At 45.0% G+C, this 24,335-nt stretch carries 23 protein-coding genes; 2 read left to right on the forward strand and 21 right to left on the reverse strand.

From position 1 onward, the window contains the following. Positions 1 to 35: 35 nt before the first annotated feature. Both QNH28_RS20090 and proC read left to right on the forward strand, forming a co-directional pair. On the forward strand, positions 36 to 1,283 hold the full coding sequence (locus QNH28_RS20090) for a glutamate-5-semialdehyde dehydrogenase (RefSeq protein WP_283908258.1): 1,248 nt from the start codon (positions 36 to 38) through the stop codon (positions 1,281 to 1,283). Between the two features lie 50 nt (positions 1,284 to 1,333). After that, on the forward strand, positions 1,334 to 2,203 hold the full coding sequence (gene proC / locus QNH28_RS20095) for a pyrroline-5-carboxylate reductase (RefSeq protein ID WP_042190097.1): 870 nt from the start codon (positions 1,334 to 1,336) through the stop codon (positions 2,201 to 2,203). Between the two features lie 67 nt (positions 2,204 to 2,270). Here the strand turns inward: proC and QNH28_RS20100 are convergent, their stop codons facing one another. From QNH28_RS20100 to bshA, 21 genes are all read right to left on the reverse strand, one after another. Further along, entirely contained in the window at positions 2,271 to 2,996 is a 726-nt protein-coding gene (locus QNH28_RS20100) for a hypothetical protein (RefSeq protein ID WP_283908259.1), read from the reverse strand. Further along, positions 2,993 to 4,096, reverse strand: a complete 1,104-nt coding sequence (locus tag QNH28_RS20105; RefSeq protein ID WP_283908260.1) for a hypothetical protein — start codon at positions 4,094 to 4,096, stop codon at positions 2,993 to 2,995. The genes QNH28_RS20100 and QNH28_RS20105 overlap by 4 nt, the downstream gene beginning before the upstream one ends. An 18-nt stretch (positions 4,097 to 4,114) precedes the next feature. Next, positions 4,115 to 4,606 carry a hypothetical protein gene (locus QNH28_RS20110; protein WP_283908261.1) on the reverse strand — a complete coding sequence of 164 codons (492 nt, stop codon included), beginning with the start codon at positions 4,604 to 4,606 and terminating at the stop codon, positions 4,115 to 4,117. Then, positions 4,597 to 5,232: an RNA polymerase sigma factor gene (locus QNH28_RS20115; protein WP_256721643.1), complete on the reverse strand. Its 636-nt coding sequence runs from the start codon at positions 5,230 to 5,232 to the stop codon at positions 4,597 to 4,599. Before QNH28_RS20115 ends, QNH28_RS20110 begins: the two co-directional genes overlap by 10 nt. A 46-nt stretch (positions 5,233 to 5,278) precedes the next feature. Further along, positions 5,279 to 6,031 (reverse strand): DnaD domain-containing protein, encoded by a 753-nt coding sequence (locus QNH28_RS20120; protein WP_060622747.1) that lies wholly within the window; start codon positions 6,029 to 6,031, stop codon positions 5,279 to 5,281. A gap of 26 nt (positions 6,032 to 6,057) precedes the next feature. Further along, positions 6,058 to 7,356 (reverse strand): asparagine--tRNA ligase, encoded by a 1,299-nt coding sequence (gene asnS / locus QNH28_RS20125; RefSeq protein ID WP_283908262.1) that lies wholly within the window; start codon positions 7,354 to 7,356, stop codon positions 6,058 to 6,060. 21 nt (positions 7,357 to 7,377) lie between these two features. Beyond that, a complete protein-coding gene (locus QNH28_RS20130; protein ID WP_283908263.1) occupies positions 7,378 to 8,586 on the reverse strand; it encodes an acetate/propionate family kinase in 1,209 nt (402 codons plus the stop codon). Continuing rightward, positions 8,583 to 9,455 carry a 3-hydroxyacyl-CoA dehydrogenase family protein gene (locus QNH28_RS20135; protein ID WP_042129488.1) on the reverse strand — a complete coding sequence of 291 codons (873 nt, stop codon included), beginning with the start codon at positions 9,453 to 9,455 and terminating at the stop codon, positions 8,583 to 8,585. The genes QNH28_RS20130 and QNH28_RS20135 overlap by 4 nt, the downstream gene beginning before the upstream one ends. 133 nt (positions 9,456 to 9,588) lie before the next feature. Further along, positions 9,589 to 11,091 carry an AAA family ATPase gene (locus QNH28_RS20140; protein WP_283908264.1) on the reverse strand — a complete coding sequence of 501 codons (1,503 nt, stop codon included), beginning with the start codon at positions 11,089 to 11,091 and terminating at the stop codon, positions 9,589 to 9,591. Then, entirely contained in the window at positions 11,084 to 11,626 is a 543-nt protein-coding gene (locus tag QNH28_RS20145; protein WP_283908265.1) for a hypothetical protein, read from the reverse strand. Before QNH28_RS20145 ends, QNH28_RS20140 begins: the two co-directional genes overlap by 8 nt. Before the next feature lie 410 nt (positions 11,627 to 12,036). Continuing rightward, positions 12,037 to 12,555 (reverse strand): cell wall elongation regulator TseB-like domain-containing protein, encoded by a 519-nt coding sequence (locus QNH28_RS20150; protein ID WP_283908266.1) that lies wholly within the window; start codon positions 12,553 to 12,555, stop codon positions 12,037 to 12,039. A 169-nt stretch (positions 12,556 to 12,724) separates the two neighbouring features. Further along, positions 12,725 to 14,026: an amidohydrolase gene (locus QNH28_RS20155; RefSeq protein WP_283908267.1), complete on the reverse strand. Its 1,302-nt coding sequence runs from the start codon at positions 14,024 to 14,026 to the stop codon at positions 12,725 to 12,727. Beyond that, the gene (locus QNH28_RS20160; RefSeq protein ID WP_283908268.1) at positions 14,013 to 14,666 is read right to left on the reverse strand and encodes a redox-sensing transcriptional repressor Rex; all 654 of its coding nucleotides are present in this window, start codon (positions 14,664 to 14,666) and stop codon (positions 14,013 to 14,015) included. The genes QNH28_RS20155 and QNH28_RS20160 overlap by 14 nt, the downstream gene beginning before the upstream one ends. Positions 14,667 to 14,797: 131 nt before the next feature. Further along, positions 14,798 to 17,659 carry an ATP-dependent DNA helicase DinG gene (gene dinG / locus QNH28_RS20165; protein WP_283908269.1) on the reverse strand — a complete coding sequence of 954 codons (2,862 nt, stop codon included), beginning with the start codon at positions 17,657 to 17,659 and terminating at the stop codon, positions 14,798 to 14,800. 136 nt (positions 17,660 to 17,795) lie between these two features. Next, positions 17,796 to 18,452, reverse strand: a complete 657-nt coding sequence (locus QNH28_RS20170) for a tetratricopeptide repeat protein (RefSeq protein ID WP_283908270.1) — start codon at positions 18,450 to 18,452, stop codon at positions 17,796 to 17,798. 111 nt (positions 18,453 to 18,563) lie between these two features. Next, positions 18,564 to 18,947, reverse strand: coding sequence for an aspartate 1-decarboxylase (panD, locus tag QNH28_RS20175; protein ID WP_283908271.1), 384 nt, complete (start codon positions 18,945 to 18,947; stop codon positions 18,564 to 18,566). Further along, positions 18,940 to 19,830 (reverse strand): pantoate--beta-alanine ligase, encoded by an 891-nt coding sequence (panC, locus tag QNH28_RS20180; protein WP_283908272.1) that lies wholly within the window; start codon positions 19,828 to 19,830, stop codon positions 18,940 to 18,942. Before panC ends, panD begins: the two co-directional genes overlap by 8 nt. Before the next feature lies 1 nt (position 19,831). Next, positions 19,832 to 20,698: a 3-methyl-2-oxobutanoate hydroxymethyltransferase gene (gene panB, locus QNH28_RS20185; RefSeq protein ID WP_042190123.1), complete on the reverse strand. Its 867-nt coding sequence runs from the start codon at positions 20,696 to 20,698 to the stop codon at positions 19,832 to 19,834. A 335-nt stretch (positions 20,699 to 21,033) separates the two neighbouring features. Then, entirely contained in the window at positions 21,034 to 21,834 is an 801-nt protein-coding gene (locus tag QNH28_RS20190) for a biotin--[acetyl-CoA-carboxylase] ligase (RefSeq protein ID WP_283908273.1), read from the reverse strand. After that, the gene (locus tag QNH28_RS20195; RefSeq protein ID WP_349655001.1) at positions 21,824 to 23,227 is read right to left on the reverse strand and encodes a CCA tRNA nucleotidyltransferase; all 1,404 of its coding nucleotides are present in this window, start codon (positions 23,225 to 23,227) and stop codon (positions 21,824 to 21,826) included. The genes QNH28_RS20190 and QNH28_RS20195 overlap by 11 nt, the downstream gene beginning before the upstream one ends. Further along, complete coding sequence (gene bshA / locus QNH28_RS20200; protein WP_283908274.1) at positions 23,163 to 24,320, reverse strand: N-acetyl-alpha-D-glucosaminyl L-malate synthase BshA; 1,158 nt, start codon at positions 24,318 to 24,320, stop codon at positions 23,163 to 23,165. Before bshA ends, QNH28_RS20195 begins: the two co-directional genes overlap by 65 nt. Between the last annotated feature and the right edge of the window lie 15 nt (positions 24,321 to 24,335).

Raw genomic sequence — 24,335 nt, forward strand, 5'->3', positions numbered from 1 at the left:
AAATTTTGCCCATACAAATTTAAGGAGGAATCGTCATGAGTGAAGTTGTCAATAAAGCAAAATTAGCCAAGGAAACCACCGGAGTATTAGCGAGTCTAACTACCGGCCAAAAAAATGAAGCACTCTTAGTTATGGCTGATGCGCTGCGCCGTGAAGCTCCAGCTATCATTGCTGCCAACCGGGAAGATCTGGAACGCGGACGCTTAAGTGGTACTCCTGAGTCCATGCTTGATCGACTAGCGTTAGATGTAGGCCGAATTAACAGTATCGCAGAAGGACTTCAACAAATCGCTGTATTACCCGATCCAATTGGTGACACGCTAGAAACTATTGAACGTCCAAATGGTCTCAACATCCAGAAACTCCGTGTTCCACTCGGTGTCATCGGCATCATCTATGAAGCACGTCCAAACGTAACTGTTGATGCCGCTGGTCTGTGTCTAAAGACTGGTAACGCTGTTGTGTTGCGTGGTGGCTCCTCCGCCCTGTCCTCCAACCGACAAATTGTCGAGGTTCTTCACAACGCTCTAGCAAATACTTCAATGCCGAAAAATGCGCTACAGCTGATCGAAGATCCCAACCGTTCCTCGGTTGATGAAATGCTTAAGCTCAACGGACTACTTGACGTGATTATCCCTCGCGGAGGAAGTTCACTTATTCAAAATGTTGTGCTTAACGCAACCGTGCCCGTCATTGAAACGGGTGCAGGCATCTGCCATACTTATCTCGACGCAAGCGCTTTGCCAGAAATGGCTCAGAACATTAGTCTGAATGCCAAAGCACAGCGCCCTTCAGTTTGCAATTCCATGGAGACGCTACTCGTTCATAAGGATTACGCAAACGAGTATCTGCTTTCTTTGGCCAAAGCTTTCCGTGATGTTAACGTTGAATTACGTGGCTGCCAGGAAACATTATCCTTTGTCCCATGGGCATTACCTGCAACATTAGAGGACTATGCTACTGAATATAATGATTATATCTTGAATATCAAAATCGTCAGCGATTTAGACGAAGCTATGCAGCATATCGCCCAGTATGGCACGAAGCACTCGGAATGTATCGTAACTGAAGATCCGGATAACGCTTCACGCTTCTTACAGGAGGTTGATGCTGCAGCTGTTTACCACAATGCTTCAACCCGCTTCACAGACGGCTTTGAATTTGGATTTGGTGCAGAGATCGGCATTAGTACACAGAAACTCCATGCCCGTGGACCGATGGGTCTGCCTGCTCTTACTTCAACCAAATATAAGATTTACGGAACAGGTCAAATTCGGGGTTAGTGTCCATGCATCCGTTTTTAATTACACCAATTTTAGGAGGATTTTGAGCCATGTGTCAGCAACCTTCCATTCCACTTATGAATCATAATATTGTATTTTATGGCGCAGGCTCTATGGCAGAAGCCATCGTTCGCGGGATGATTAGCCGTAGTATCGTGAAATCCGATAATGTTATTATGCTTAACCGTAGCAGTAGTGAACGTCTGGCAGAACTAAGAAGTCGTTACGGTGTAATCGGTACAAATGATCCTGAACAAAAAACAGATTACCTACGGAACTCACCAGTAATCGTGTTGGCTATGAAACCAAAAGACGCTGCAGAAGCACTTCGGGGACTCAGCCCACTTCTCTCACCTGATCAGATCATAGTCTCTGTAATTGCTGGGCTGTCCATTCGAACGATGCAAGGTCTGCTTGGCAAAGAGCAACCCATCGTCCGTACTATGCCGAATACTTCTAGTTCCATAGGTCTTGGTGCCACTGGCATAGCCTTTTCCAAAGAAGTAGATGAGAAAGGACGACGCCTTGCACTCAACATCTTTGAAGCTGTCGGACTAACAACAGTCATTGATGAAGAACGCATGGAGACCTTAACGGGTATTTCCGGCAGTGGACCTGCCTACATTTATTACATGATGGAGGCAATGATCGCTGCCGGTATACGGGGCGGACTGCCGCTTGATCAAAGCACGGAGTTAACCGTTCAAACGGTTCTTGGCGCTGCTAGAATGGTACAACAGACGGGCGAGGATCCAGCTGCACTTCGTAAGAAGGTCACATCCCCGAATGGCTCTACACAAGCAGCGATAGAAGTACTCGAGCAAGGAGAATTTTTTGAAACTGTCATCGCGGCAGTAAATCGCTGTGCCGAACGTTCCCGTGAAATGGGCGCTGCGCTTGAGAAAGAGCTGCATTCGTAAAATAAAAAGATCGCTTCCCATACCACATTGGTCAGGAAGCGATCTTTTTTTTAATTTAAGGTCATGATTAGCCCGTTACAACATTTCCATAAGTATCTCGAACAATCACTTTAACATTAGCCGGAGCCCCAACAGTCACGTCCAGTGTGTTCCGAGAATTATCGAATAGCAGATTTCTAGGAGTTTCCCCTAAAATGATGTATAGCGTATTCCCAACATGCTTAGTTTGAAGCAGCTGTTGCTCTTGTGCTTCTTGTAGCTTTCCTTTATTTGAAGAATAACTCCCGAATACATTCAGCTCGTTTCCACCCGTTTGATCTACTTTAATCCCATAAGGCTCTGCAGCTTGGATAATGATGGTACTAACGCCCTCTGGAACGGCTCCCTTCCAATCTGGCAATGCGTAACTTTCTTGCACAGCTGAAACGGTACGGCGAAATTCCTGTGTTAATCCTAAAGAACTAAATCCCGCAAAAACCAAACAACATACAACTATAAACCCTACGAACAGAACGCTTAGCACATCATAATACATTTTTCCTTTTCCACGAAACCATAAAGTGTATATCACAATTTCTAAGCCTAATAATATAAAAATGATCGGCCACCAAGCAAGCGTCGTCTCAAACACTTCGGCGCCCCTCCACTGCGAGACCATGATTAGTGCTCCCAGAAATAAAAGGCTCAATCCCATCGACAACGTTCCAACACGCCAGCGTCTTGATTTATCTTCAGCAACCGGACGCTCACTTGAAACAATAACTCCTTGCTGTAATTCTGTCGGATTATTCAAGAATGACCACCTGTCCCTTTTCTCCCTTTATTGTTCTTGCTTCCCGCCATCAGCTTCAAACCACCGCCAATCAACAGCACAGATACGATAAAGGTCCTGAAATATTCATTGACTATATACTCTAAACGCCATCCAGGAAATCTGATATCAAGCGCAGGAACTGCGACATTAACTACAATGTAATACAGTCCTAGACACATCAGAGCAGCTCCAAGCCATCCTTGATGATTTAAAAATCCTTCTATGACTGGCTTATCCTGTAAAGGTTCACGTCCATGTCGGCTGACAAGCTGTAAGCCATCGAACAAACTGTAAAACCAAATGACTGGGATCAGGAAGAAGAGTAACGTTAACCGCAGTAGGTCCATGACATAAATGCTTCCTAGGAATAGTAACATGAGCTGTAATCCTCTTTTTTGCAGCCCTAGATACATTTGTCCGGCACCCGGAAAAGCAGAAAGCAGTGTAGCCAAAACTTTGCTACGGCGCCCCTCCTCACGACCAGCCTCCATCTCTTCGAATAAAGTACGATCTACCATTTCTTCTCCAGCTTGCTTGCGATGGATTAACTGAACCGCATCAAACATACAATATAACCAAATCACTGGTAATACGCCAAACAGGAGAAGGAAAACATCACTTGACGTAATCCCTGCCAGGAATAACATCACGGTCATAAAACCGAAGAAAGAAATGAGGAAAGACAATCCTCGCTGCATCAACCCCATATGAAAATGACCCAATCCTGGAATGAACGATAATAAAATTACATGTACACGCTCATTATCGTCTGTCTTAACGGGCATTGAAGAAAAATCAAAATTCGATCCATCTGGAGTCATTATCGGAGCAGGCATCTGCAGCATTTTAACCACCAGATGCACCATCGAAACCGTCCCAATAAGTAGGAACCCTATCACACCCATTAATAGAATATCCTCGGCACCTTCAGCCACAGCTATTAAGAATGACATAAATAAGATGCCAAAGCTTAACAGAAGATAAACAATTCCCTGTGGGCGTTTTCCCATATAATAATGACCTGCTCCAGGAATCAAATTAAGAAAAAAAGCCTTTAATTTACTACGCTGCTGTTGCATATTTCATTTCTCCTCTCATCACTTTCTGCTGCCCATTAGCTGATCCAACCATCCGCTAGTTGCCTGTATGACTTGCTCGCTAAATGATAGGGAATTATCTTTTTTAGGGATCATAAGCTCCATTTGACCTGTGTGCAGCTTATCAAACATACCAGATGTCATTATCAACAGCGTAAGTGACGCGGCAACCGCATAATGAAAGATTGTCTTTTCATACCAGCGATATCGCCGTCCCCCTTCTTCAACCGTCACTTGTTCCAATGCTGCTGAAGATTCCGTCATTTTAGCCCAATCTGCCATAACCCTCTCTGTAAAAATAGACGAATTCTCCAATGAAGGCAGATCCTCCTGCAGCTGATCCAATATTTCCATGTATGAAGTAAAACTTTCCGTATCTTCTAGCAGCAACTGTTCCCAATCTTCTCTGGTCGCTTCGTCCATGTGACCTTCAATATAAGCTTTTGCTTGTTCCCGTTGGATTAGATCGTCTCCACGCTTCATCATAGCCATTCGTCCTCCTTCCAATGATTTCGGATCCATTGTCTCGCCCTATACAATCTGGACTCTACCGTCTTCAGGGAAATTCCCTGCTCTGCAGCAATCTGATCATATTTTTTATGTTCCAGATAATAAGCCACCATAATTTCACGATGAGTTTCAGGCAGGCTATTGATTTCACCGAGCAGCCGATCCATCCGATCACGGCGTATAACACCTGACAACACATCCTCTTCGTTGGAAGCGGTCTGGCTCAGTACAAGCTCATAGTCAACAGGAAGTTCCCTAAGTCGATCACGTTTACGTTTCGCATCAATTGCCTTATTTAAGGCGATCCGTGTAATCCATGACTTTAAGCCTTGATAACGGTAGTCAGGGAGAGATTTGTACATTTGTAAAAAAGCTTCCTGAGCAGCATCTTCAGCCATTTTGACATCGCGTAATACAGAATAAGTAATTTTGTAAATTTGCTGACTGTATGTATTTACAAATTGACGGAATGCATCCTCGTTACCTTGGCAAATCCGCTGGATTAATACCTCTTCTTCAATGACTCTCCCCTCCTTCCCACAGCAATAGACGCGCCCGATTACAACTACCCCTGCACTTTTTAATAAAAATATTAAAAAGAACCGCACTGACTTTAGCGATGGGCTAAAGCAGTGCGGTTCTCTCCTAATCTATCTATCTTCCGCCATTGCGGAATTTTTGTGTATAGTTCTTAACATCCTGAGCGTTCTTGACCCGGTTGCGGGCCCATTCCAGCAATATTCGATCAATATAACGGAAATGAACCTTTCCTGCAAATACAGATTCCTTCAGCGCTAACAGAATCAGCTCCTCGGGATACCGGTCTTGATCCACCCAACTGGATATCGTCTCACACTCCATTGGAGATAGCGGACGTCCGAATTCCTTTTCGAAAATACTGAACAGATTTCGGCTTTCCTCTTCAGCCCCAAGTTGAGAAGGAGATGAGGGGGGCTTTCCGCCGAATCCACCCCCTGAAGCAGCTCGAGGTGCCGACGTTGCATAGCCACCTACGTGCTTATCTTGCTCATGCTCTTGTACAACTGTCGCTAGATAAGCACCAAGCTTTCCGTATAACCCTGAGAAATTGTAGCGTTCATAATGGATGTCTCTTAGCTCATCGTTGTCTCCATCGATGCTAATAAAACCTTCCTTCATAAGCTTCTGCAACTCTCCTGCTAGTACAGATATGCTACGGCCAGTTACAACCTGAAGCTCCTCAAGAGAAGGGAAGTCAATTCCTTCCACCTGCCTGAAAGAAAGCAGATGTATCAGCAGCATAGCTTCACTTCCGCTTAAATTCAGCTTCCGGTAATACTTCAGTAATGCGTAAGGTATGACGGCCATTCCGTTCTCCAGACCGAAGGAGACGCCTTCGCCCCAGGTACTCCATCCTTTGCCGTCCATGAACGTCCCCCTTCAAATATAAGAACTTATGGGTAGAGACGGTACAGTGTACGTGGGAATGGAATAGTCTCACGTACATGGTCAAGGCCACAGATCCAAGCTACAGTACGCTCAAGTCCAAGTCCAAAACCAGAGTGAGGTACAGATCCGTAAGTACGCAGATCCATGTACCATTTGTAAGAGTCCATCGAAAGATTATGCTCTTTGTAACGCTCTTCAAGCAGCGCAGGATCATCGATCCGCTGTGAACCACCAATAATCTCTCCGTAGCCTTCTGGAGCGATCATATCCGCACACAGTACGACTTCCGGACGGTTTGGATCTGGCTTCATATAGAACGCTTTGAAAGAAGCAGGATAATGAGTAATAAATACAGGTTTATCGAATGCTTCTGCGATTGCTGTTTCATGAGGTGCACCGAAATCATCACCCCAAGCAATATCTTCAAAGCCTTTATCGTTCAAGAACTTGATCGCATCGTCATAAGTAATGCGTGGGAATGGTGCTTTGATATTCTCCAGCTTGGAAATATCGCGACCTACCGCTTCCAACTCCGCACGGCAATTCTTCAATACAGATTGCACTACGAAGCTAATAAATTCTTCCTGAACCTTCAAGCTTTCTTCGTGATCTGTAAAGGCCATTTCTGGCTCGATCATCCAGAACTCAATTAAGTGGCGACGAGTCTTAGATTTCTCTGCACGGAAAGTTGGTCCAAAGGAATATACACGGCCTAGTGCCATTGCCGCAGCTTCCATATACAACTGTCCGCTTTGTGTTAGATAGGCGTCCTCATCGAAGTACTTCGTGTGGAACAAGTTAGTAGTTCCTTCTGCTGACGTTGGCGTCAGAATCGGAGGATCCACCTTTGTAAATCCACTCTCGTTGAAGAACTGTTGGATTGCACGAATAATTTCCGCACGAATTACCAGAACAGCCCGCTGCTTCGAGGCACGCAGCCAGAGGTGACGGTGATCCATCAAGAAATCTACGCCATGCTCTTTCGGAGTAATTGGATAATTCTCTGTAAGATGCAAGACTTCAATTCCAGTTACAGTCATTTCAAAACCAGATTGACTGCGAGGTTCCTCGCGGATAATTCCGGTAACATACAAAGAGCTTTCCTGTGTGAGGCTCTTAGCTGCATCCCATACCTCTTCAGGCACTTCTGATTTCACTACAACTCCCTGAATATAACCTGTACCATCACGAAGCTGCAGGAACTGAATTTTACCACTGGAGCGCTTGTTGTTTACCCAACAACCGATAACAACACTCTCTCCAACATGTTCATTCACGTTCTTAATTACACTCTTGTTAGCCATGCCTTCAATCTCTCCTCTAATTTAGCCGTTAATTCCTTGCACAATACGGTGTGTATCACGTGCAATGACAAGTTCTTCGTTTGTCGGAACTACTAGCACTTGTACCTTGGAATCTTCCGTAGAGATACGACGTGGATCGCCGGAACGAACTTTGTTAGCTTCAGCATCCAACTCAATACCCAGGAATGTAAGGTTATTTAGCAGTTTCTCACGAAGCAATGAAGCATTTTCACCAACACCGGCAGTAAATACGATCGCATCTACACCGTTCATGGCAGCCGTATATGAACCGATATACTTGCGCAAGCGGTACTCATACATTTCAAAAGCTAGTGTGGAATTAGGCTCACCTTTTTCCATACCCTCAATAATATCACGCATGTCACTGCTTACGCCCGAAATTGCTAAGAGACCACTATGTTTATTCAACATGGAGTTAACTTCGCCTACGGACAATTCTTCCTTGTTCATCACATAAGGGACAATAGCTGGGTCAAGATCGCCACTGCGAGTACCCATCATCAAACCTTCCAGAGGGGTCATACCCATGGAAGTATCCACGGATACTCCACCTTGAACTGCAGTTACACTACCGCCGTTACCGATATGACAAGTAATGATCTTCAGATCTTCCAGCGGACGCTCCAAGTACTCCGCAGCAGCCTTGCTTACGAAGTCGTGTGATGTACCGTGTGCGCCATAACGACGAACTTTATATTTATTGTACAATACTCTAGGAATAGCGTACATATAAGCTTTTTCAGGCATGGTTTGGTGGAATGCAGTATCGAATACAACAACCTGCGGTACACCTGGCATATTTACTTCAGAAGCCGTAATCCCCATCATTGCTGCTGGGTTATGCAGTGGTGCAAGGTCAAACAATTGACGAATTTTCGTTTTTGCGTCAGCATCCACAAGTGCGGAGGATTTGAAGAACTCTCCACCATGCACTACGCGGTGACCTACAGCATCAATTTCTTTAATAGATTCAATTACACCATGCTCTTTGTCTGTAAGACAAGCAAGGACTTTGCGAATCGCAGTATTATGTTCCAGAATTTCGCTTACTTCTGTCACTTCCGCTTTGCCAGTAGGTTTATGATTCAGAATGGAGGAATCCATCCCAATACGTTCAACCAAACCCTTAGCCAAAACCGATTCATCGGTCATGTTATACAGCTGATATTTCAAAGAAGAACTACCTGAGTTAATAACTAAAATATTCATACACGGTCACCATCCTTGTCGTACTTGAAGAAGCCTTCTCCTGATTTCATACCCAGTTGTCCTGCACGTACCATCTTCTTAAGAATTGTAGAAGGACGGTATTTCAGTTCTCCGTATTCACGGAACATATTTTCGAGTGCCGCAAGTACCGAATCCAGGCCAAATCTGTCAGCCATTTCAAGCGGTCCATATTGGAATTGATAACCAATACGCATAGCATCGTCAATATCCTGTGCGGAGGCAACGCCTTCTTGCAGCACATGCATAGCTTCATTGATAAACAAGCAAATGAGGCGTGATGTTACAAATCCTGGGGATTCATAAATCATTACACCTTTTTTCTCAACAATCTCATCAACAAAGGATTTTGTATCTTCAAAAGTAGCATCTGAAGTTTTCAGACCACGTACGATTTCTACAAGATCCACTTTAGCTACAGGATATATGAAATGCATTCCGATCACGCGTTCCGGATACATCGTAGAACTTGCAAGTTCAGTCAAGCTAAGTGTTGATGTATTGCTGGCAAGAATAATGTGGTTCGGGCATACTTGATCCAATTGATTCAAAATCTTTTTCTTTTCTTCCAAATCCTCAACAATGGTTTCGATAACCATGTCACAAGAGCTGAGCTCCGCGAAATGTGTCACTTTTTGAATGCGGCTAAGAATCAGCTTCTTCTCAGCTTGAGTGATCGCCCATTTCTCCAGTTGCTTATCTAGACTTGTCTCGATCATTTCGTAAGAGTAGTCCAGTTTCTCCGCGGTTTTCTCCACCAGTAATACATCCAGGCCTTTGGCTGCTAACATTTCAGCAATACCTTGTCCCATTGTGCCACCGCCGATGACACCTATTTTTTTGAAATTCATAAAAAAGTCTCCATCCTTTCAGGTATCTATACTTTTGTATTGTACCTTGTCTGTCGCAAAAATTTATAAAGCCCGACATATAATGATATCTTAGCATGCCTGAAAAGTAAAAAAAAATAACCAGCATAAATATTTATGCTGGTAAAAGGACGCTGTCACGAAATTGACATCGAAATTGCTCTCCAGAGAGTACTTCTTCCTTCATTAAAATGTCAAGAGAGTAATCAAATACATTTCGTTGCTTTTCAAGGTGCTCACGAGTGCGCGTCATCAACTCATCCAATATCTTACTATTTTCCTTCATAAGCTCTTCAGTGGTAACCATTTCCAGCTTGGCAATACCCAGCGAAGTTAATCCTGACTTCATCATCGTTTCCACAATATTTAGCGCCTGATCGAAATCACCGCGTGAACCAGTGCTTCGTCCGCCATAATACATTTCTTCAGCCGCTGCTCCACCAAGTGCAATCATAATCTGGTCTTCCAAATAATCTTTGGTGTACAAATACTGCTCTTGCTGAGGATTGTGTCGCACATATCCAAGGGCTTGCCCACGCGGAGTCAGCGTAACCTGACTAACGCTTCCTGGACGAAGGAGCTCTGCCATGATGGCATGTCCCAATTCATGAATGGCGACCCTCTTTTTCTCTTCATGATTGGTTTCTCGATCCGTTTTTTCACCCATCATTACCTTGTCAATCGCCATCGACAGATGCCGCTGCTCCACTTTTGTCAAGTCCTCACGCATCATATAAATCGCAGCCTCATTCATGACACTTTCAAGCTGAGCACCGGAAAAGCCATAGGCTTCTTCAGCGATTTTGTCGAGACTCACCTCTGTATGAAGAGGCTTATTCTTCGCATGCAATTCTAGAATCGATTTGCGTCCCTTTTTGTCAGGCATGTCCACTTGAATATGGCGGTCGAACCGTCCAGGACGTAACAATGCTGAATCAAGCATTTCTTTCCGGTTTGTTGCAGCTACCAGCAAAATACGCGGAGTTTCGTTATTATAAATACCATCCATCTCGGTCAATAGCTGATTTAAGGTCTGATCATATTCACGTTGCTGACCGCCTTCGCGCTTACCGCCAATTACGTCAATTTCATCAATAAAAATAATGGCACTTTGTTTGTTCTCCTTAACAGCACGGTTACGAGCATCCTTGAACAAATCGCGGATCCGACCAGCCCCGACACCAACATACATTTCTACAAATTCACTACCTGATGCAGCTACGAATACGGAGTTTGTATAATGCGCTGCTGCTCTGGCCATAAGGGTCTTACCTGTTCCCGGAGGACCAGTGAGCAGAATCCCTTTCAAAGGACGAATCCCAAATTTACTAATCTCCTCGTGCCGGATCAAAAAATCGAGTGCCTCACGAAGCTCTTGCTTCGCATTATCTTGCCCACCAATTTCTTCAAAAGTGAGCTTTGAAGGCCCTTCCTTCTGGCGTTTCTTCCCCGCACCAGCGTTCACCGTAAGCCCGCCACGCAAATGAGCAATTATAAGTAATGCAGTAAGCATTCCAGCTGCTATAACAATCGGGAATATATTAATACCTAAAAAAGCCATGAAAATAAACAGCACAGGAATAAATCCGATTAAAATTTCTTTAAGGTACTTAGGCATTATTCCATACCCCCAAGGTCGCAGGTTTTCGCGGCAAAATAATAAATTTGCTTTCTTTACCATTACTCAAGCTTACATACACATTGGTATCGTCGATTTCAGTAGATGCTATCACATCTCTATATTCCGAATTTTGCTCTTTCAATCTATCAAGCTCTGTAGGTATAATCGTATATTTATGGCTCTCCATGGCTTCAGCTACAGAGAACATCGCTTTATCCCAATAATCATCCAATAGTTCACTTGAATTTTGCTCCACATCCAGTTTAAGCTTACGTCCCTCAATCACTGATTTTCCTTCTTTGGATACATATGATACTAGATCACGTAAATTCGTGCCCGGCTGCAAATCAAGTTTCAAAGTGACCTCTTCGCGGTTAATACTAATATGTGAAGTATTTACTCCCTCAAATCCAGATACAATCTTTTGGAGTGGTTCCTGTAAAGCAAACTGACGATATAAAAAGAATCCTCCAAATAATAGCATAGCCGACAGTAGAGACGTTATTAGTACAGGTACAAGACGTAATTTCAAGAAACGTCCTCCTCTCAAAGATGAAAAAATGTAAACAGAATGATCCAAAGTCATAGCTGTCAAAAGCTCATCAGAACCTAACGTTCTACTAATACTGTTCTAATTACAAACAGTAGTATATCACATGTGTATATACGAAATTTTAAAAAAGTGTGAAGATATTTAAAATTTTATTTTTTAAATATTTCCAATTTATTAAACATCTTGATTTATTTCGACAAAAAAAGGGCTGTTACTCTTAATTAACAGGCCTTTTTTCACATGTATCCTTAAATATAATATATAAAAACCACTCTTATAGTATATCACATTTCGTATACTAATAGTATATCAAATTAGTATTTCATTTGAACGAAAACAAGCGAACCATAAATGGTCCGCTTGTTTCTCCTGTAGTGCTTTTGTTTAATTTAGCGGCTAGGTAAACTGTATCCTTCACCCATTCGAGCCCCATCTGAGAACCGATAAAATTGATAATAGTACCGACCGCTTTGTTTATAAAAAAGCTGCCAAGCATACTCTCCGTTATATACTCCTGGCAACAACCGCTCAATGCTGATGTCCGGAAGATCGGCTTTTATAAGGCTACGCATTTTCGCTTCAGAAGTCCCTTTACTTAGTTCCTCAGCAAATACTGAATCGGTGTCTTCAGCAATCTTCCCGTCTACAGTAAAACGTACCCAAACCATCAACTCGGTCCCAGCTTCATTCTTCCCTGTTAAGACCCAGTACACCGCATTTTCATCCCACACGGATTTTTGCGCTTTAGTTACCTCTGTTAGACCAGCACTCGTTTTGGCGACATCCTTAGCGATATCTCGCTCGTTCCATTGATCTTTCATAATATAAGCATAGAACTGGATAAGTCCGAACAGAAGGAGCAGAATCAGAACTGACCCCAGGAGGATCCATTTTTTCCTTTTCTTCAAGGTGCAGCTCCCTTTCTAGTAATATATCTTTTTTGATTATATAACACACCTGTGTGTTTATCCAAAGTTTCATATCCAATTCAATGATCTAATTATCAGAAACACAAAAGGCTGTAACTTTGCAATCGCAGAAAGTCACAGCCTTTCAGTTATTCGTTATGATCTTAGACTATCGTTTAAGCAGTCCATCAAATGATTCTTGCGCCTTACGACGGATTGCTTCCTCATCTAGCGTTACACATTCTCCATGTTTTACAACCTGTTTACCATTCACCCATACATGCTCAACGTCCTTGGCGCTGGCAGAGTATACAGCATGAGACAACAGATCTGTGTGTGGTAGCAAATGCGGCTGGTCTATATCAATCGCGATAAAGTCCGCTTTCATGCCAACAGCGAGTCTACCCACATCATTTAAAAAGATAGACTTTGCGCCATACTCTGTAGCTATACGCAGCGCTTCCGGAGCTGGAACAGCCGTCGGATCACCACTTACACCTTTATGGATGAGAGCTGCAAGACGCATCTCTTCAAACATATCCAGGTTATTATTGCTTGCCGCACCATCTGTACCCAGTGACACCTTCACACCAGCCTTTAGAAGATCCGTAACCCGCGCCACTCCACTAGCCAGCTTCAGATTACTTCCTGGGTTATGAGACACGCCTACATCATGACGAGCCAGTATCTCGATCTCTTCATCATTCAAATGAACGCCATGTGCAACAATAGACGGACGTGTGAACATTCCAAGCTTCTCTAAATGCGCTACAGGCCGAAGTCCGTAATCCACCACATTCTGCTCCACTTCGCGTTTGGTCTCGGACATATGGGTATGCATCGGTAAATCCAAATCATGTGCCGCTTGTACAAACTTAACAAAGAAGTCCGGTGGGCAAGTATATGGGGCGTGTGGCGAGATCATCGTCGTAATTCTACCATCAGCCTTACCATGCCAATTTCGTGCAAAAGAAATCGCTTCCGCAAGCTTGTGATTTTGTACTTCCTCTGGGCATAAGCCAATTACGCCTCTCATCAGTACGGAACGGATGCCTGATAATTCGACTACCTCTGCTACTCGGTCCATATGATCATACATATCCAAGAAGGTTGTAGTACCACCTTTTAGCATTTCCAGAACCGACAAGGAGGTTCCCCAGTATACATCTTCTCCAGTGAATTTCGCTTCCATCGGCCACATCTTCTCTTGAAGCCACACCTGAAGGGCTAAATCATCTCCATAACCACGAAGTAATGACATTGCGGCGTGGCCATGTGTGTTTACCAGACCTGGCATAAACAGCAGACGACTGCCATCAACAACTTGCACACCATCTTCCATTAGAGGCTCTTCTTTTCCTATGTAAGTGATCAAATCATCTTCAATAGTCATATATCCACTTAGAACCGGCTCATCCGTTCCCGGAGTAAGAAAACGCCCGCCCTTGATAATCGTTTTATTGCTCTTCATTTCCGCTTTCTTCCTTTCCGTCTTTCAAGTAATAAGCAAGGCTTTGCAAATCCGTTGTAAAATCGGCAGCATGAACCCGGATATTCGGTGGTGTTTTAAGAATCACTGGCGCAAAATTCAAAATTGCCTCAATGCCAGATTCAATAAGAATATCTGCTACATTCTGCGCTTCTGAATCAGGCACTGTAATAATCCCAATTCGAATACCTTGCTCACGAACCGTCTGACCTAGCTCCTCCATTGGTTGAACGGTAAGAGAGTTGATTTTACGCCCAACCTTAGGCGCATAAGAGTCAAATATTGCGGTAATCTTCATAGTATCTTTCAGATAAGCATTGTAATTAGATAATGCATGTCCAAGGTTACCGGCACCAACTAAAGCTACATTCAGTTGTTGATCCAGCTTCAGAATATGACGAATTTTCTCAATAAGGTAAGTTACGTCATACCCAATACCTTTTCTACCAAAGTCTCCAAAATAAGCTAAATCTTTACGGATTTGAGCAGGATTCAGATCAAGTTTTTGCCCTAGTTCTTGTGAGGAAACGGTTAATATTTCACGTTTCTGGAGATCATTCAAGAAACGCAAGTACACAGGAAGTCTGCGAACAACGGCTTCTGATATTTTATCCGATTTCATAATTTACCTCCTAATTTAAGTAATATTCTGTTCATATCCTATCGAAATTTCTGCACCTCGTCTCAATGAAGAGCGGTATTCTTATACCGCCCTTCATTGTAGAGTGATTAATTATAGGGAAGACGCCCTTTTCAAGAAACGCCTCCGTCCTCCAACCACTCCGCTATACGAGGAACCATTTGATCTGTAAGCATATGCTCCATTTTCGGGCCAGGCAACGAATACAGGAAATACTTCCCATAGTGGGATTCGATCACCCTTGTGTCATACACAATAACAATACCCCGATCCTGCGCTGTCCGCACCAGTCTTCCAAATCCTTGCTTAAAGCGTATAACCGCCTGAGGAACAGACAACTTCATGAACGGATTCTTCTTCTGGGCTTGTAATAACTCAGACTTCGCTTCCGCTAGGGGGTGATTCGGCGGTTGAAATGGAAGCCTCACGATGGCCAAGCATGTTAATGCTTCACCTGGAATATCTACACCCTCCCAAAAGCTGCTTGTTCCTAACAGTACAGAGGCTGCACTGTCCTGAAAACGGCGGATCAGCTTGCTGCGGCTACCACCTTCCACGCCTTGCCCTAGCACCGTGATCTCTTGTGAGGCTAGAGCCTCTTTGAGAGGATCATAAACCTGGCGTAGCATCTTGTAAGAAGTAAACAGGACAAGCATCCGCCCACGTGTTGTAATAGCTGCTTCTGCTAGCGACTGTACGAGTGTATCGACAAATCGAGCATCTCCCACACTACCCTTCACACTAGGGAAATCCCGCGGAATAACCAGCAGTGCCTGTTCCCGATACTTAAATGGAGAAGGGAGTAATGATGTCATCAATCGCCCTTCTTCGGCAGCCTCATTTAATCCAAGATTATCGATCATAAACTGGAACGATTTATCGACAGAGAGTGTCGCCGAGGTTAGCACGATACTTTTCTTCTTGTCGAAAAACAGCTCCTTAAGCTGAGTACTAACATCAACAGGAACGGCATACAACTGTAGCGATTTACTGCGATAATTTCCATTCGCCTCCAGCCAATATACTACATTCTCGTCGTTTAATCCCATAAAAAACCGAACTTGCTCACGTATAGAAGCTAAATCCTTAAATAAGCCGCTAATATCGGTAACTAGACTATCTGAGGAAGATTGACCTTCTTGGTCACGCATCTCATTAAGCATTTTATCACCCTTACGGATAATTTCGCTTAATGTCAGATTCATAGTATTCTCTAAAGCAACCAATTCATCCCAATCATTCGGTTTACGGGTAGGAAGTAACCGCATGACTAACTGTCCAGCTTCTCCCGCCGCTGCATCGCTACGTTCCGGCAAGAGGCTGAATAGTTTATCACTAAGTAGATCCCAGGTTTCTTTTACGGTAAGCAGATCCGGATAGATTCTATCGATCACTCCACTCCATTCAGAAGCTTCCTCACTGCCTGATGACTGAAGCATTTGGCGAAGCGTAGGAAGTTGGCCATTTCGACTATCCTTATAAAGACGCGAAAGTGTATGTGCAACCGTGAAATGCTTCATATGCATGCCTAAATGCTTGCCAGCCACATCCTCCAGATGGTGGGCCTCGTCAATAACAAGATGTTCATAAGCCGGAAGTAGCTGGTGCCCAGCCTTAACATCTGCGAACAGCTTAGAGTGGTTCGTAATGACCACATCAGCAATACCAGCTTCATGTTTTGCCCGGTGGTAATAACACTTACGGAACCAAGGACACGAACGGCCCAGACAAGAATCGGTATCGCTTGCCACCGTCTCCCAGAAATCTCCGCCACGACCACTTAGATTGAGCTCTTCGTCATCTCCTGATTCACTTTGTGTCAACCAAACGATCATCTGAGCCGCAGTAAGCGCATCTTCCCTCGGACTTATAAAGTCTTTTTTATTAATTTTATGTTCAAACTTACGAAGACACAAATAATGCCCTCTGCCCTTAAAAATTGCAGCTTTAAATGGAAAAGGAACTACCTGCGTTAACAAAGGAATATCACGCTCACGCAATTGATCTTGCAGATTAATAGTATGAGTGCTGACCATGACTTTTTCATTCGAGCGTACGCTTTGGTATATGGCAGGCAGCAAATAACCAAGCGATTTGCCGGTTCCTGTCCCTGCTTCGATCAATAGATGTTTGTCTTCGGCAAGTGCCGTCATCACCTCATTGATCATAATATCCTGAGCTTCTCGGCTCTCATATTGTGGCAAAGTATCTTTAAGCCTTTTAGTTACTTCATCCATATAATCTGTAAAAGATAAATTCTGCAGCGGATTCTCAGCATGCTCGTCCCTAGGTGGAGCTAATTCATTCCAGTCTCCTACAGCAAGCGCTAGTTGGCGATAGAAGGTCAGATCACCTTCGGGCTGAAGCGTCTCCGCTTCCCGTTCACGCAGCAGACCATCAAAATACCAACCCAGATCACTATCCTCTTCCGTAAACAGCTCACAGAGTCTCTGGATCGTCAGCAGAGGCAAATCGTAGAGCTCCTCCAGACATTTCAGTAATACAAGAGCAGTTGCGAGTGCATCACTGTCTGCCTGATGCGGACGATCATGCGTCACGCCAAAATGTGCACTGACTGACCCTAGTTGATAGGATGTGAGGGAAGGAAAGCAGATTTTCAGAAAATCAATCGTATCTAAAATCCGCCCTTGAAATGGTAAATACCCACATCGGTCTAAAGCATTTTGCAAAAAATGGAAGTCAAATGCGACATTATGCCCTACAAGCACAACATCATCCAAGAGTGGAACAAGCTCCATCATCATCTCATCCAGCTCAGGTGCATCCTTCACATCATCGTCGGTAATTCCCGTCAGACCAGTTATAAAAGGAGGTATCGGCGTTCCGGGCTTGACATAGGAACCATATACCCGGGAGATGGACCGGTCTTCTTCTATAATTGCAAGGCCAACCTGGATAATTTCACCCACGGATTGGGTTCCCGTTGTTTCAAAATCAAGCACGGCAAATTTCATTATAATTCTATTCCCTTTCAATTGAGACTCTTAATCAGCATAACAGAAGTTGCGAAAAAAGGCGATGCACACCACAGGTTCAGGGGATGCATCGCTTGAATGTAAATGCAGAATAATAAACCGTAAACGTAATAATTTACAATAATGAAACAAGCTGATTTCCGAAATGAAGCTTACCTCCTCGGCGGCGGCAAACCTCCAAATTAACGGTTGGTTCAGGAAGTGCCGGGTCAAGCTGCAAAGAAAGGCCAAACAGCTCCTGCGCTTCATTGAAACGTTCTTGAGAGGCCCGGATGCAACCTAAAGCGTTATAAACCATTGCCTTCAGCTTGGTTTCCCGTATCAAACCGAGCATATGGTTCAGATGACTCCAAGCAGCTTCCCCATCCCCTTCCTGCAGGTAAGAGATGGCTAAATATAATCGAGCAGCCAAGCTATCCGGATATTGCAAGATAACTTCCTTAAACTGCTCAATACATTTCCCATACATCAGCAGCTTATAATACCCCTGACCTCTAACAAAAGTATCCATGCACAGCTCGGGTGCTTCCTGCTCGGGTGCTTCCTGCTCTGGCACTTCCTCTTCGACCACAGTCGTAAAATCTACACTTTCACGAAAGTGGCTTAGCTTCTCTGCAAAGGCCAGCCATTCATCCATCACTTTATCGCTAAGTCGATGCAGCATATTATAATTGCATAAAAGCTCATTCCGGCGGGCACCCTCCGCTGTAGGGTAATCTGTAACGATCTCCTGAAGCACCTTGTTCATTTCAGCAAACAAATGTTGAAACATGGGCTATCCCCCCTTACTGAAGATGAAATCAGTTCAGCTTGCCTGACTTCATTTTCTGCGAGAACGGGGTCTTTCATCCCTGCCATTCATTACATGGCGTAAGTCTAAAATTTAAGCGATTGTAGCATGCAGTTCATGATCAGCCAGCTTCACGGGTCTGTTATTCTCATCCACAAATACCACCGTTGGCTTATGCGACTCGAGTTCTTCCGAAGACAACATCGCATATGAAATGATAATTACTGTATCACCCGGGTGAACAAGTCGTGCAGCTGCACCATTCAGACAGATCACACCACTGCCGCGAGGCCCAGGAATGACATAAGTTTCTAGACGTGAACCATTATTGTTATCCACGATCTGTACTTTTTCATTCTCAAGAATATCTGCCGCTTCCATTAAATTCTCATCAATGGTAATACTCCCCACATAATTCAAATTCGCTTCTGTCACCGTCGCGCGGTGAATTTTGGATTTCATCATATGTCTAAACAAGAGCGGCAACCTCCTTTGGAATAAATACATTATTGTCAATTAAGCGCGTTCTGCCAAACTTCACGGCAAGCGCTATAATAATTTCCCCATCTACATCCGTTAATAAAACTTCGTTCTCCAAGCTTTCCAGATTAGGGAATGTCAATATTTCCGCATAATCAATGACTGCTAAAGGAGAGCTAGAAATAACCGATGTCAACAATTCCCGTACTTCAGCAACGGTTCTTACTTTTCCTTCTTCCATGGACTGACGTGCTTCACGTAAGGAACGAGATAACACCAGTGCTTGAGTACGTTCCTCTGGAGATAAGAATACGTTACGTGAGCTAAGTGCAAGTCCATCTCCTTCACGAACGATGGGGCAAGGCACAATTTCAACATTCATATTCAAATCGGACACCATTCGGCGGAGTACAGCTACTTGCTGAGCATCCTTTAGTCCGAAGAAAGCATAATCTGGCTGTACGATATTAAACAGTTTATTAACGACTGTTGTTACGCCATTAAAATGCCCAGGGCGGGATGCCCCACAGAGTCGAGTGGTAAGCTCTGATACCGAGACAGTCGTCCGGGTAGGCTGCGGATACATTTCTTCCACGCTGGGGATAAATACAATATCGACACCTTCGCGTTCCGCCAGCTCCAAATCACGCTCTTCATCGCGCGGATAGGAATCATAATCCTCATTTGGTCCGAACTGCAGCGGGTTTACAAAAATGCTCATAACGACCGTGTTGCTCATTTCTCCTGCCCGCCGAAGCAGACTGGCATGTCCTTCATGCAGGTATCCCATGGTTGGAACAAATCCTATCGGGGTATGCCCACCTTGTCTCATATATTCCAAAGCTTCGCGCAGCTGCGTAATGCTTCTGACGACTCTCATCTTATTCCCCATCCTTTCCGGCACCGCCATATAAAGATTCCAGAACGGTTTCATCTGCTTTAAAAACATGACCTTCATCTGGGTACGAGCGGTCCTTCACTTCTTGCACATATTGGCTGATACCCTCACGAATCAGACTACCCACATCCGCGTAGGTTTTTACAAAACGTTTCTCACGGTAGGGTGAGGCATAACGCAACAAATCATGGAAAACCAATACCTGTCCGTCACAATAACGACCTGCACCAATCCCAATGGTTGGAATGCTCAGCGCCTCAGAAATTGCTTGTGCTACTTCTTCAGTCACCAGCTCCAGTACCACTGCAAAAGCACCGGCTGCTTCAAGGGCTTTTGCTTCATCCATCAGACGTTTTGCATCTTTGGCATCTTTACCTTGAATGCGGTAGCCACCAATCATATTTACCGATTGTGGCGTAAGCCCAATATGCCCAAGCACAGGAACTCCTGCAGCTACAACCGCAGTGACTGTCTCACAAATTTCGAGACCGCCTTCCATTTTGACGGCATGAGCCCGCCCTTCCTGCATCAGTCTGCGCACACCTCGCAAGGTTTCATCTATACTGCCGTGATAGGTCATAAATGGCATATCTGCCACAATGAATGTTTTTTGTGCGCCCCGAGTTACTGAACGAGTGTGGTAGACCATGTCGTCAATCGTAACGGGTAAAGTTGTATCATATCCAAGTACCACATTTCCCAGGGAGTCACCCACCAAAATAAGATCGATACCGGCTTCTTCAGCAAGTAGAGCCGATGGGTAATCATAAGCAGTCAGCATGCTTAACCGCTCACCATCTGCTTTCATTTTTTTCATTTTCACAATATTAAGTGCTTGTTTGTTTGCCATTTCTCTCTTCGTCCTCCTTTTTGAAATTACATCCCCGTAAAAATCGCAACAAAAAAACCTTTTAGCAACGATTTGCTAAAAAGGTCCGAAGGGCAAAAAAGAGTCACTCGCGATCGTCCCTTCTGTCTCGGTCCTTACGGCTCAGAGCAGAATCCAACGTAACCGTCTAACGCAGTTATGAAGGTGATTCCAATAATAAAACCATTATAAGTTCATCAGATCAAGAGTACAGTTCGCAAAACGATACCGCCTCCGACCCATAGTATAACAAAAAGGACTCGGAAATACACGAAAAAAATATGACAGGGGATGACACCCTGTCATATAAAAAAGATTTATAAAAGCTCGATTTCACCTGAGCATACGCTAGAAATCTCTCCTGCGCTGTTTTTAAGGATTAGTCCACCTAACTCATCCAGACCTACCACAATGCTTTCAGAGCGTCCCTGAGGGCTATTCAGAGCGATTTGGCGACCCAAAGTAACTGACATCGACTCCCACAGCTCTTTGATAGGTTTAAACCCTTGTTCCATGTATAGATTGTAATGCAGCTCAAACTCATTCAATACAGCTCTTACCAGCTCCGAACGGTCAATAGGAACACCGCCCCGCTGAATCCGAAGAGATGTCGCTACTTCCTTCAGATGATCAGGGTAATCGTCTTCAGTCAAGTTCGCAGAAATTCCAATCCCGGCGATGCAATAATGAAGCTCTCCTTCTCTTAGCGAAGACTCGAGCAAAATTCCACATATCTTTCGACCGCCCGCAAGCAAATCATTTGGCCATTTAATGCCGGCGTCTACTCCGGTTACACGGCGAATGGCCTTACAGACAGCAACCCCAGCAAGCAGTGTTAACTGAGGAGTCTGTAACAAGGGTAAATTCGGCCGCAATACTATACTCATCCAAATGCCTTTACCACGAGGAGAAAACCATTTTCTACCCATTCGCCCTCTAGCACCGGTTTGTTCTTCAGCGATTACGGTTGTTCCTTCTGGTGCACCGTTTTCCGCCAATCGTTTGGCTTCCTCCTGAGTAGATACGACAGACTCCAGGAGCTGAACTCTGTCTAGCCAATTCGAATCGGAAGCTTCCTGCTTCAATCCGGTTAGCGACAGCGCTTTTTCATAGCCCATGTCCATCCATCCTTTTTGCTTCAAGCAGCAATTCTTGTTTATTGTTAAGAAGATCACCCGCAGCAGTCGCCTGCAGAAGAGCATTCAGCATATTCCCAAGCCAAGGTCCTGGACGCTTATCAAGCACTTCCGCCAACTCATTACCTGTAACAGCAAGCTCCGAGAGACTCTTCAGTGGCATTTGTGCGATCCAGTCTTTTGCAGGCACCGCTGGGGTGTTGACAGCGGGTGAGACTTCCGAGTCCGCTGGCGAGTTCGCAGCAGGAAGGGCAGCTGCTGGCAGGATCGCCAGCAGTGAGAGCCACCCTTCGGCGGCTTCCACGCCGAAGGTCAGTACGGCGGCGATCCAGCGCCGCCGCAGCAGATCCGTGCCGCCCGGTTCACCCGGCGGCACGGATTCAAACGCAGCGGTCCAAGCTTCGCGGACCCGCAGCACCTGGACGACGCTGGTACGCGTCGTCCCAGAGAACGTCCATGCCCGCAGCAGCTCATCGGCCTCCTGGGCCGACTGCTTCAGGGCATGGAGGAGAAGCGCCCACCGCAGATGGGCGCCCTCCAGTTCCCCTATCCCGGCCGATCTGGCGGCAGCAGCCGCCAGATCGGTTCCGGTCCAGGGGAACGGGGCTTTGCCGCGCGCAAGCAGCTCGCAGCGCGCTAGCATAGCAAGGCCGCGCCGAGGATGCGGCCCCTCTACGATGCGGTCCAGCTCCGCGCGGACACGCTCCACAGCAATATGCGCCAGCTTATCTCGCTGGCGCAGTAGCCCCCTCCACGTATTCTTGGCGATGGAGAAATCTAACACCGATGCGAAACGAACGCAGCGAAGCATGCGAAGCGCATCCTCATCGAATCGCTCCTCTGCATCACCCACACAGCGGATCACACGGAGAGCTAGATCCTTCTCTCCGCCGAAGGGATCAATCAAATCTCCACCCAGCCCGCAGCATATCGCGTTAATCGTAAAATCACGACGACGAAGATCTTCCTTCACATCGCTAACAAATTCAACATGGTCCGGACGACGATGATCGACATAACCACTTTCAGTTCGGTATGTCGTCACCTCAAACCCATGCCCATCCTGAAGCACGGTGACCGTGCCATGTGCTAGCCCTGTCGGAATACTGCGTGCGAAGATGGCTATCACTTCCTCCGGCACTGCTGAAGTTGTAATATCCATATCATGCACTGGCCTACCCAATAGCTCATCGCGAATGCAGCCTCCGACCCAAAAAGCCTCATGACCGTTTTGAGTTAGCTCAGAAATTACATTTTGCGCCGCAAGAGCCATAGCGGATGGCGCCATTTCCCATTTCATTACGAACTCCTTACCCCCTGACTGTATCCAGTCTAGGTACCTTGCGCCCGAGCACACGGTAATATATATCCTCATACTGACTTGTAATCGAATCCTTACAGAAATCTTTGCAAGCCGTTTCCAGACAAGCTTGTCTGAACTGCTCCGCCATGTGATCATCCGATAGGAGTTTGATGGCATATTTCGCCATAGTTTCTGTATCACCAATCGGAGCAATGAATCCTGTCTTGCCATGCTCTATTAGCTCCGGAATACCTCCGGTTTGAGAACCTATAGTTGGTACGCCACAGGCCATCGCTTCCAGCGCAACTAGACCAAAGCTTTCCTTCTCTGACGGTAACAGTAGCAGATCAGCCAAGGAAATGACTTGAGCAATTTCATCCTGTCTTCCTAAGAAGCGAACTTTATCATCCAGACCCATTTCACCGATCTTAGCTTGAATCTTGGGAAGATCTGGCCCTTCACCAACTAGTAGCAGACGGGAAGGTATTTCGCGATTTACTTTAGCAAAAATATCCACCACATCACTTACCCTTTTAACTGGGCGGAAGTTACTGATGTGCATCAGGATCTTCTCGTCAGGAGAAGCAAAATCTTCCCGCAGATTCGATACATCCCGAGGATAATAGACACGATGATCAACGAAGTTATACGTGAGATCGATCTCGCGCGTAATATCCAGCACTTCTCGTGTCTCTCTAATGAGATCCTTCGATACAGCTGTGACAGCGTCACTTTCATTGATTCCTAGACGGATCAGATCCTTTAGAGATTCATCCTGTCCAAGTACCGTAATATCAGTGCCATGCAAGGTCGTTACAACTTTTATATCATTACCAAGCATCTGCTTGGCAAGGAAAGCACAAACAGCGTGTGGAACGGCATAATGAACATGGAACAGATCCAGATTCTGCATTTTGGCAACCTGAGCCATCTTCGTAGCAAGTGCCAAATCATAAGGAGGGTATTTGAATACATAATAATCGTTAACCTCTACCTCATGGTAAAATATGTTTTTCTGAAACTTCCCTAACCGAAACGGAATACTGTGTGTAATAAAATGAACTTCATGCCCCTTCTCGGCCAAGAGTTTTCCTAATTCAGTCGCTACTACGCCTGAGCCGCCAAGAGACGGATAACACGTGATGCCTATTTTCAAACGATCCATATTCCGTCCCCTTCT

The sequence above is a fragment of the Paenibacillus sp. G2S3 genome (genome assembly GCF_030123105.1).
Classification (GTDB): Bacteria; Bacillota; Bacilli; order Paenibacillales; family Paenibacillaceae; genus Paenibacillus_AQ.

Bases quoted from the DNA above. Each gene is read 5' to 3' on its own strand.
- QNH28_RS20090 (WP_283908258.1), top strand. From the start codon at position 36: ATGAGTGAAGTTGTCAATAAAGCAAAATTAGCCAAGGAAACCACCGGA.
- proC (WP_042190097.1), top strand. From the start codon at position 1,334: ATGTGTCAGCAACCTTCCATTCCACTTATGAATCATAATATTGTATTT.
- QNH28_RS20105 (WP_283908260.1), bottom strand. From the start codon at position 4,096: ATGCAACAGCAGCGTAGTAAATTAAAGGCTTTTTTTCTTAATTTGATT.
- QNH28_RS20110 (WP_283908261.1), bottom strand. From the start codon at position 4,606: ATGGCTATGATGAAGCGTGGAGACGATCTAATCCAACGGGAACAAGCA.
- QNH28_RS20120 (WP_060622747.1), bottom strand. From the start codon at position 6,031: ATGGACGGCAAAGGATGGAGTACCTGGGGCGAAGGCGTCTCCTTCGGT.
- asnS (WP_283908262.1), bottom strand. From the start codon at position 7,356: ATGGCTAACAAGAGTGTAATTAAGAACGTGAATGAACATGTTGGAGAG.
- QNH28_RS20130 (WP_283908263.1), bottom strand. From the start codon at position 8,586: ATGAATATTTTAGTTATTAACTCAGGTAGTTCTTCTTTGAAATATCAG.
- QNH28_RS20135 (WP_042129488.1), bottom strand. From the start codon at position 9,455: ATGAATTTCAAAAAAATAGGTGTCATCGGCGGTGGCACAATGGGACAA.
- QNH28_RS20140 (WP_283908264.1), bottom strand. From the start codon at position 11,091: ATGCCTAAGTACCTTAAAGAAATTTTAATCGGATTTATTCCTGTGCTG.
- QNH28_RS20155 (WP_283908267.1), bottom strand. From the start codon at position 14,026: ATGAAGAGCAATAAAACGATTATCAAGGGCGGGCGTTTTCTTACTCCG.
- QNH28_RS20160 (WP_283908268.1), bottom strand. From the start codon at position 14,666: ATGAAATCGGATAAAATATCAGAAGCCGTTGTTCGCAGACTTCCTGTG.
- dinG (WP_283908269.1), bottom strand. From the start codon at position 17,659: ATGAAATTTGCCGTGCTTGATTTTGAAACAACGGGAACCCAATCCGTG.
- QNH28_RS20170 (WP_283908270.1), bottom strand. From the start codon at position 18,452: ATGTTTCAACATTTGTTTGCTGAAATGAACAAGGTGCTTCAGGAGATC.
- panC (WP_283908272.1), bottom strand. From the start codon at position 19,830: ATGAGAGTCGTCAGAAGCATTACGCAGCTGCGCGAAGCTTTGGAATAT.
- panB (WP_042190123.1), bottom strand. From the start codon at position 20,698: ATGGCAAACAAACAAGCACTTAATATTGTGAAAATGAAAAAAATGAAA.
- QNH28_RS20190 (WP_283908273.1), bottom strand. From the start codon at position 21,834: ATGGGCTATGAAAAAGCGCTGTCGCTAACCGGATTGAAGCAGGAAGCT.
- QNH28_RS20195 (WP_349655001.1), bottom strand. From the start codon at position 23,227: ATGAGGATATATATTACCGTGTGCTCGGGCGCAAGGTACCTAGACTGG.
- bshA (WP_283908274.1), bottom strand. From the start codon at position 24,320: ATGGATCGTTTGAAAATAGGCATCACGTGTTATCCGTCTCTTGGCGGC.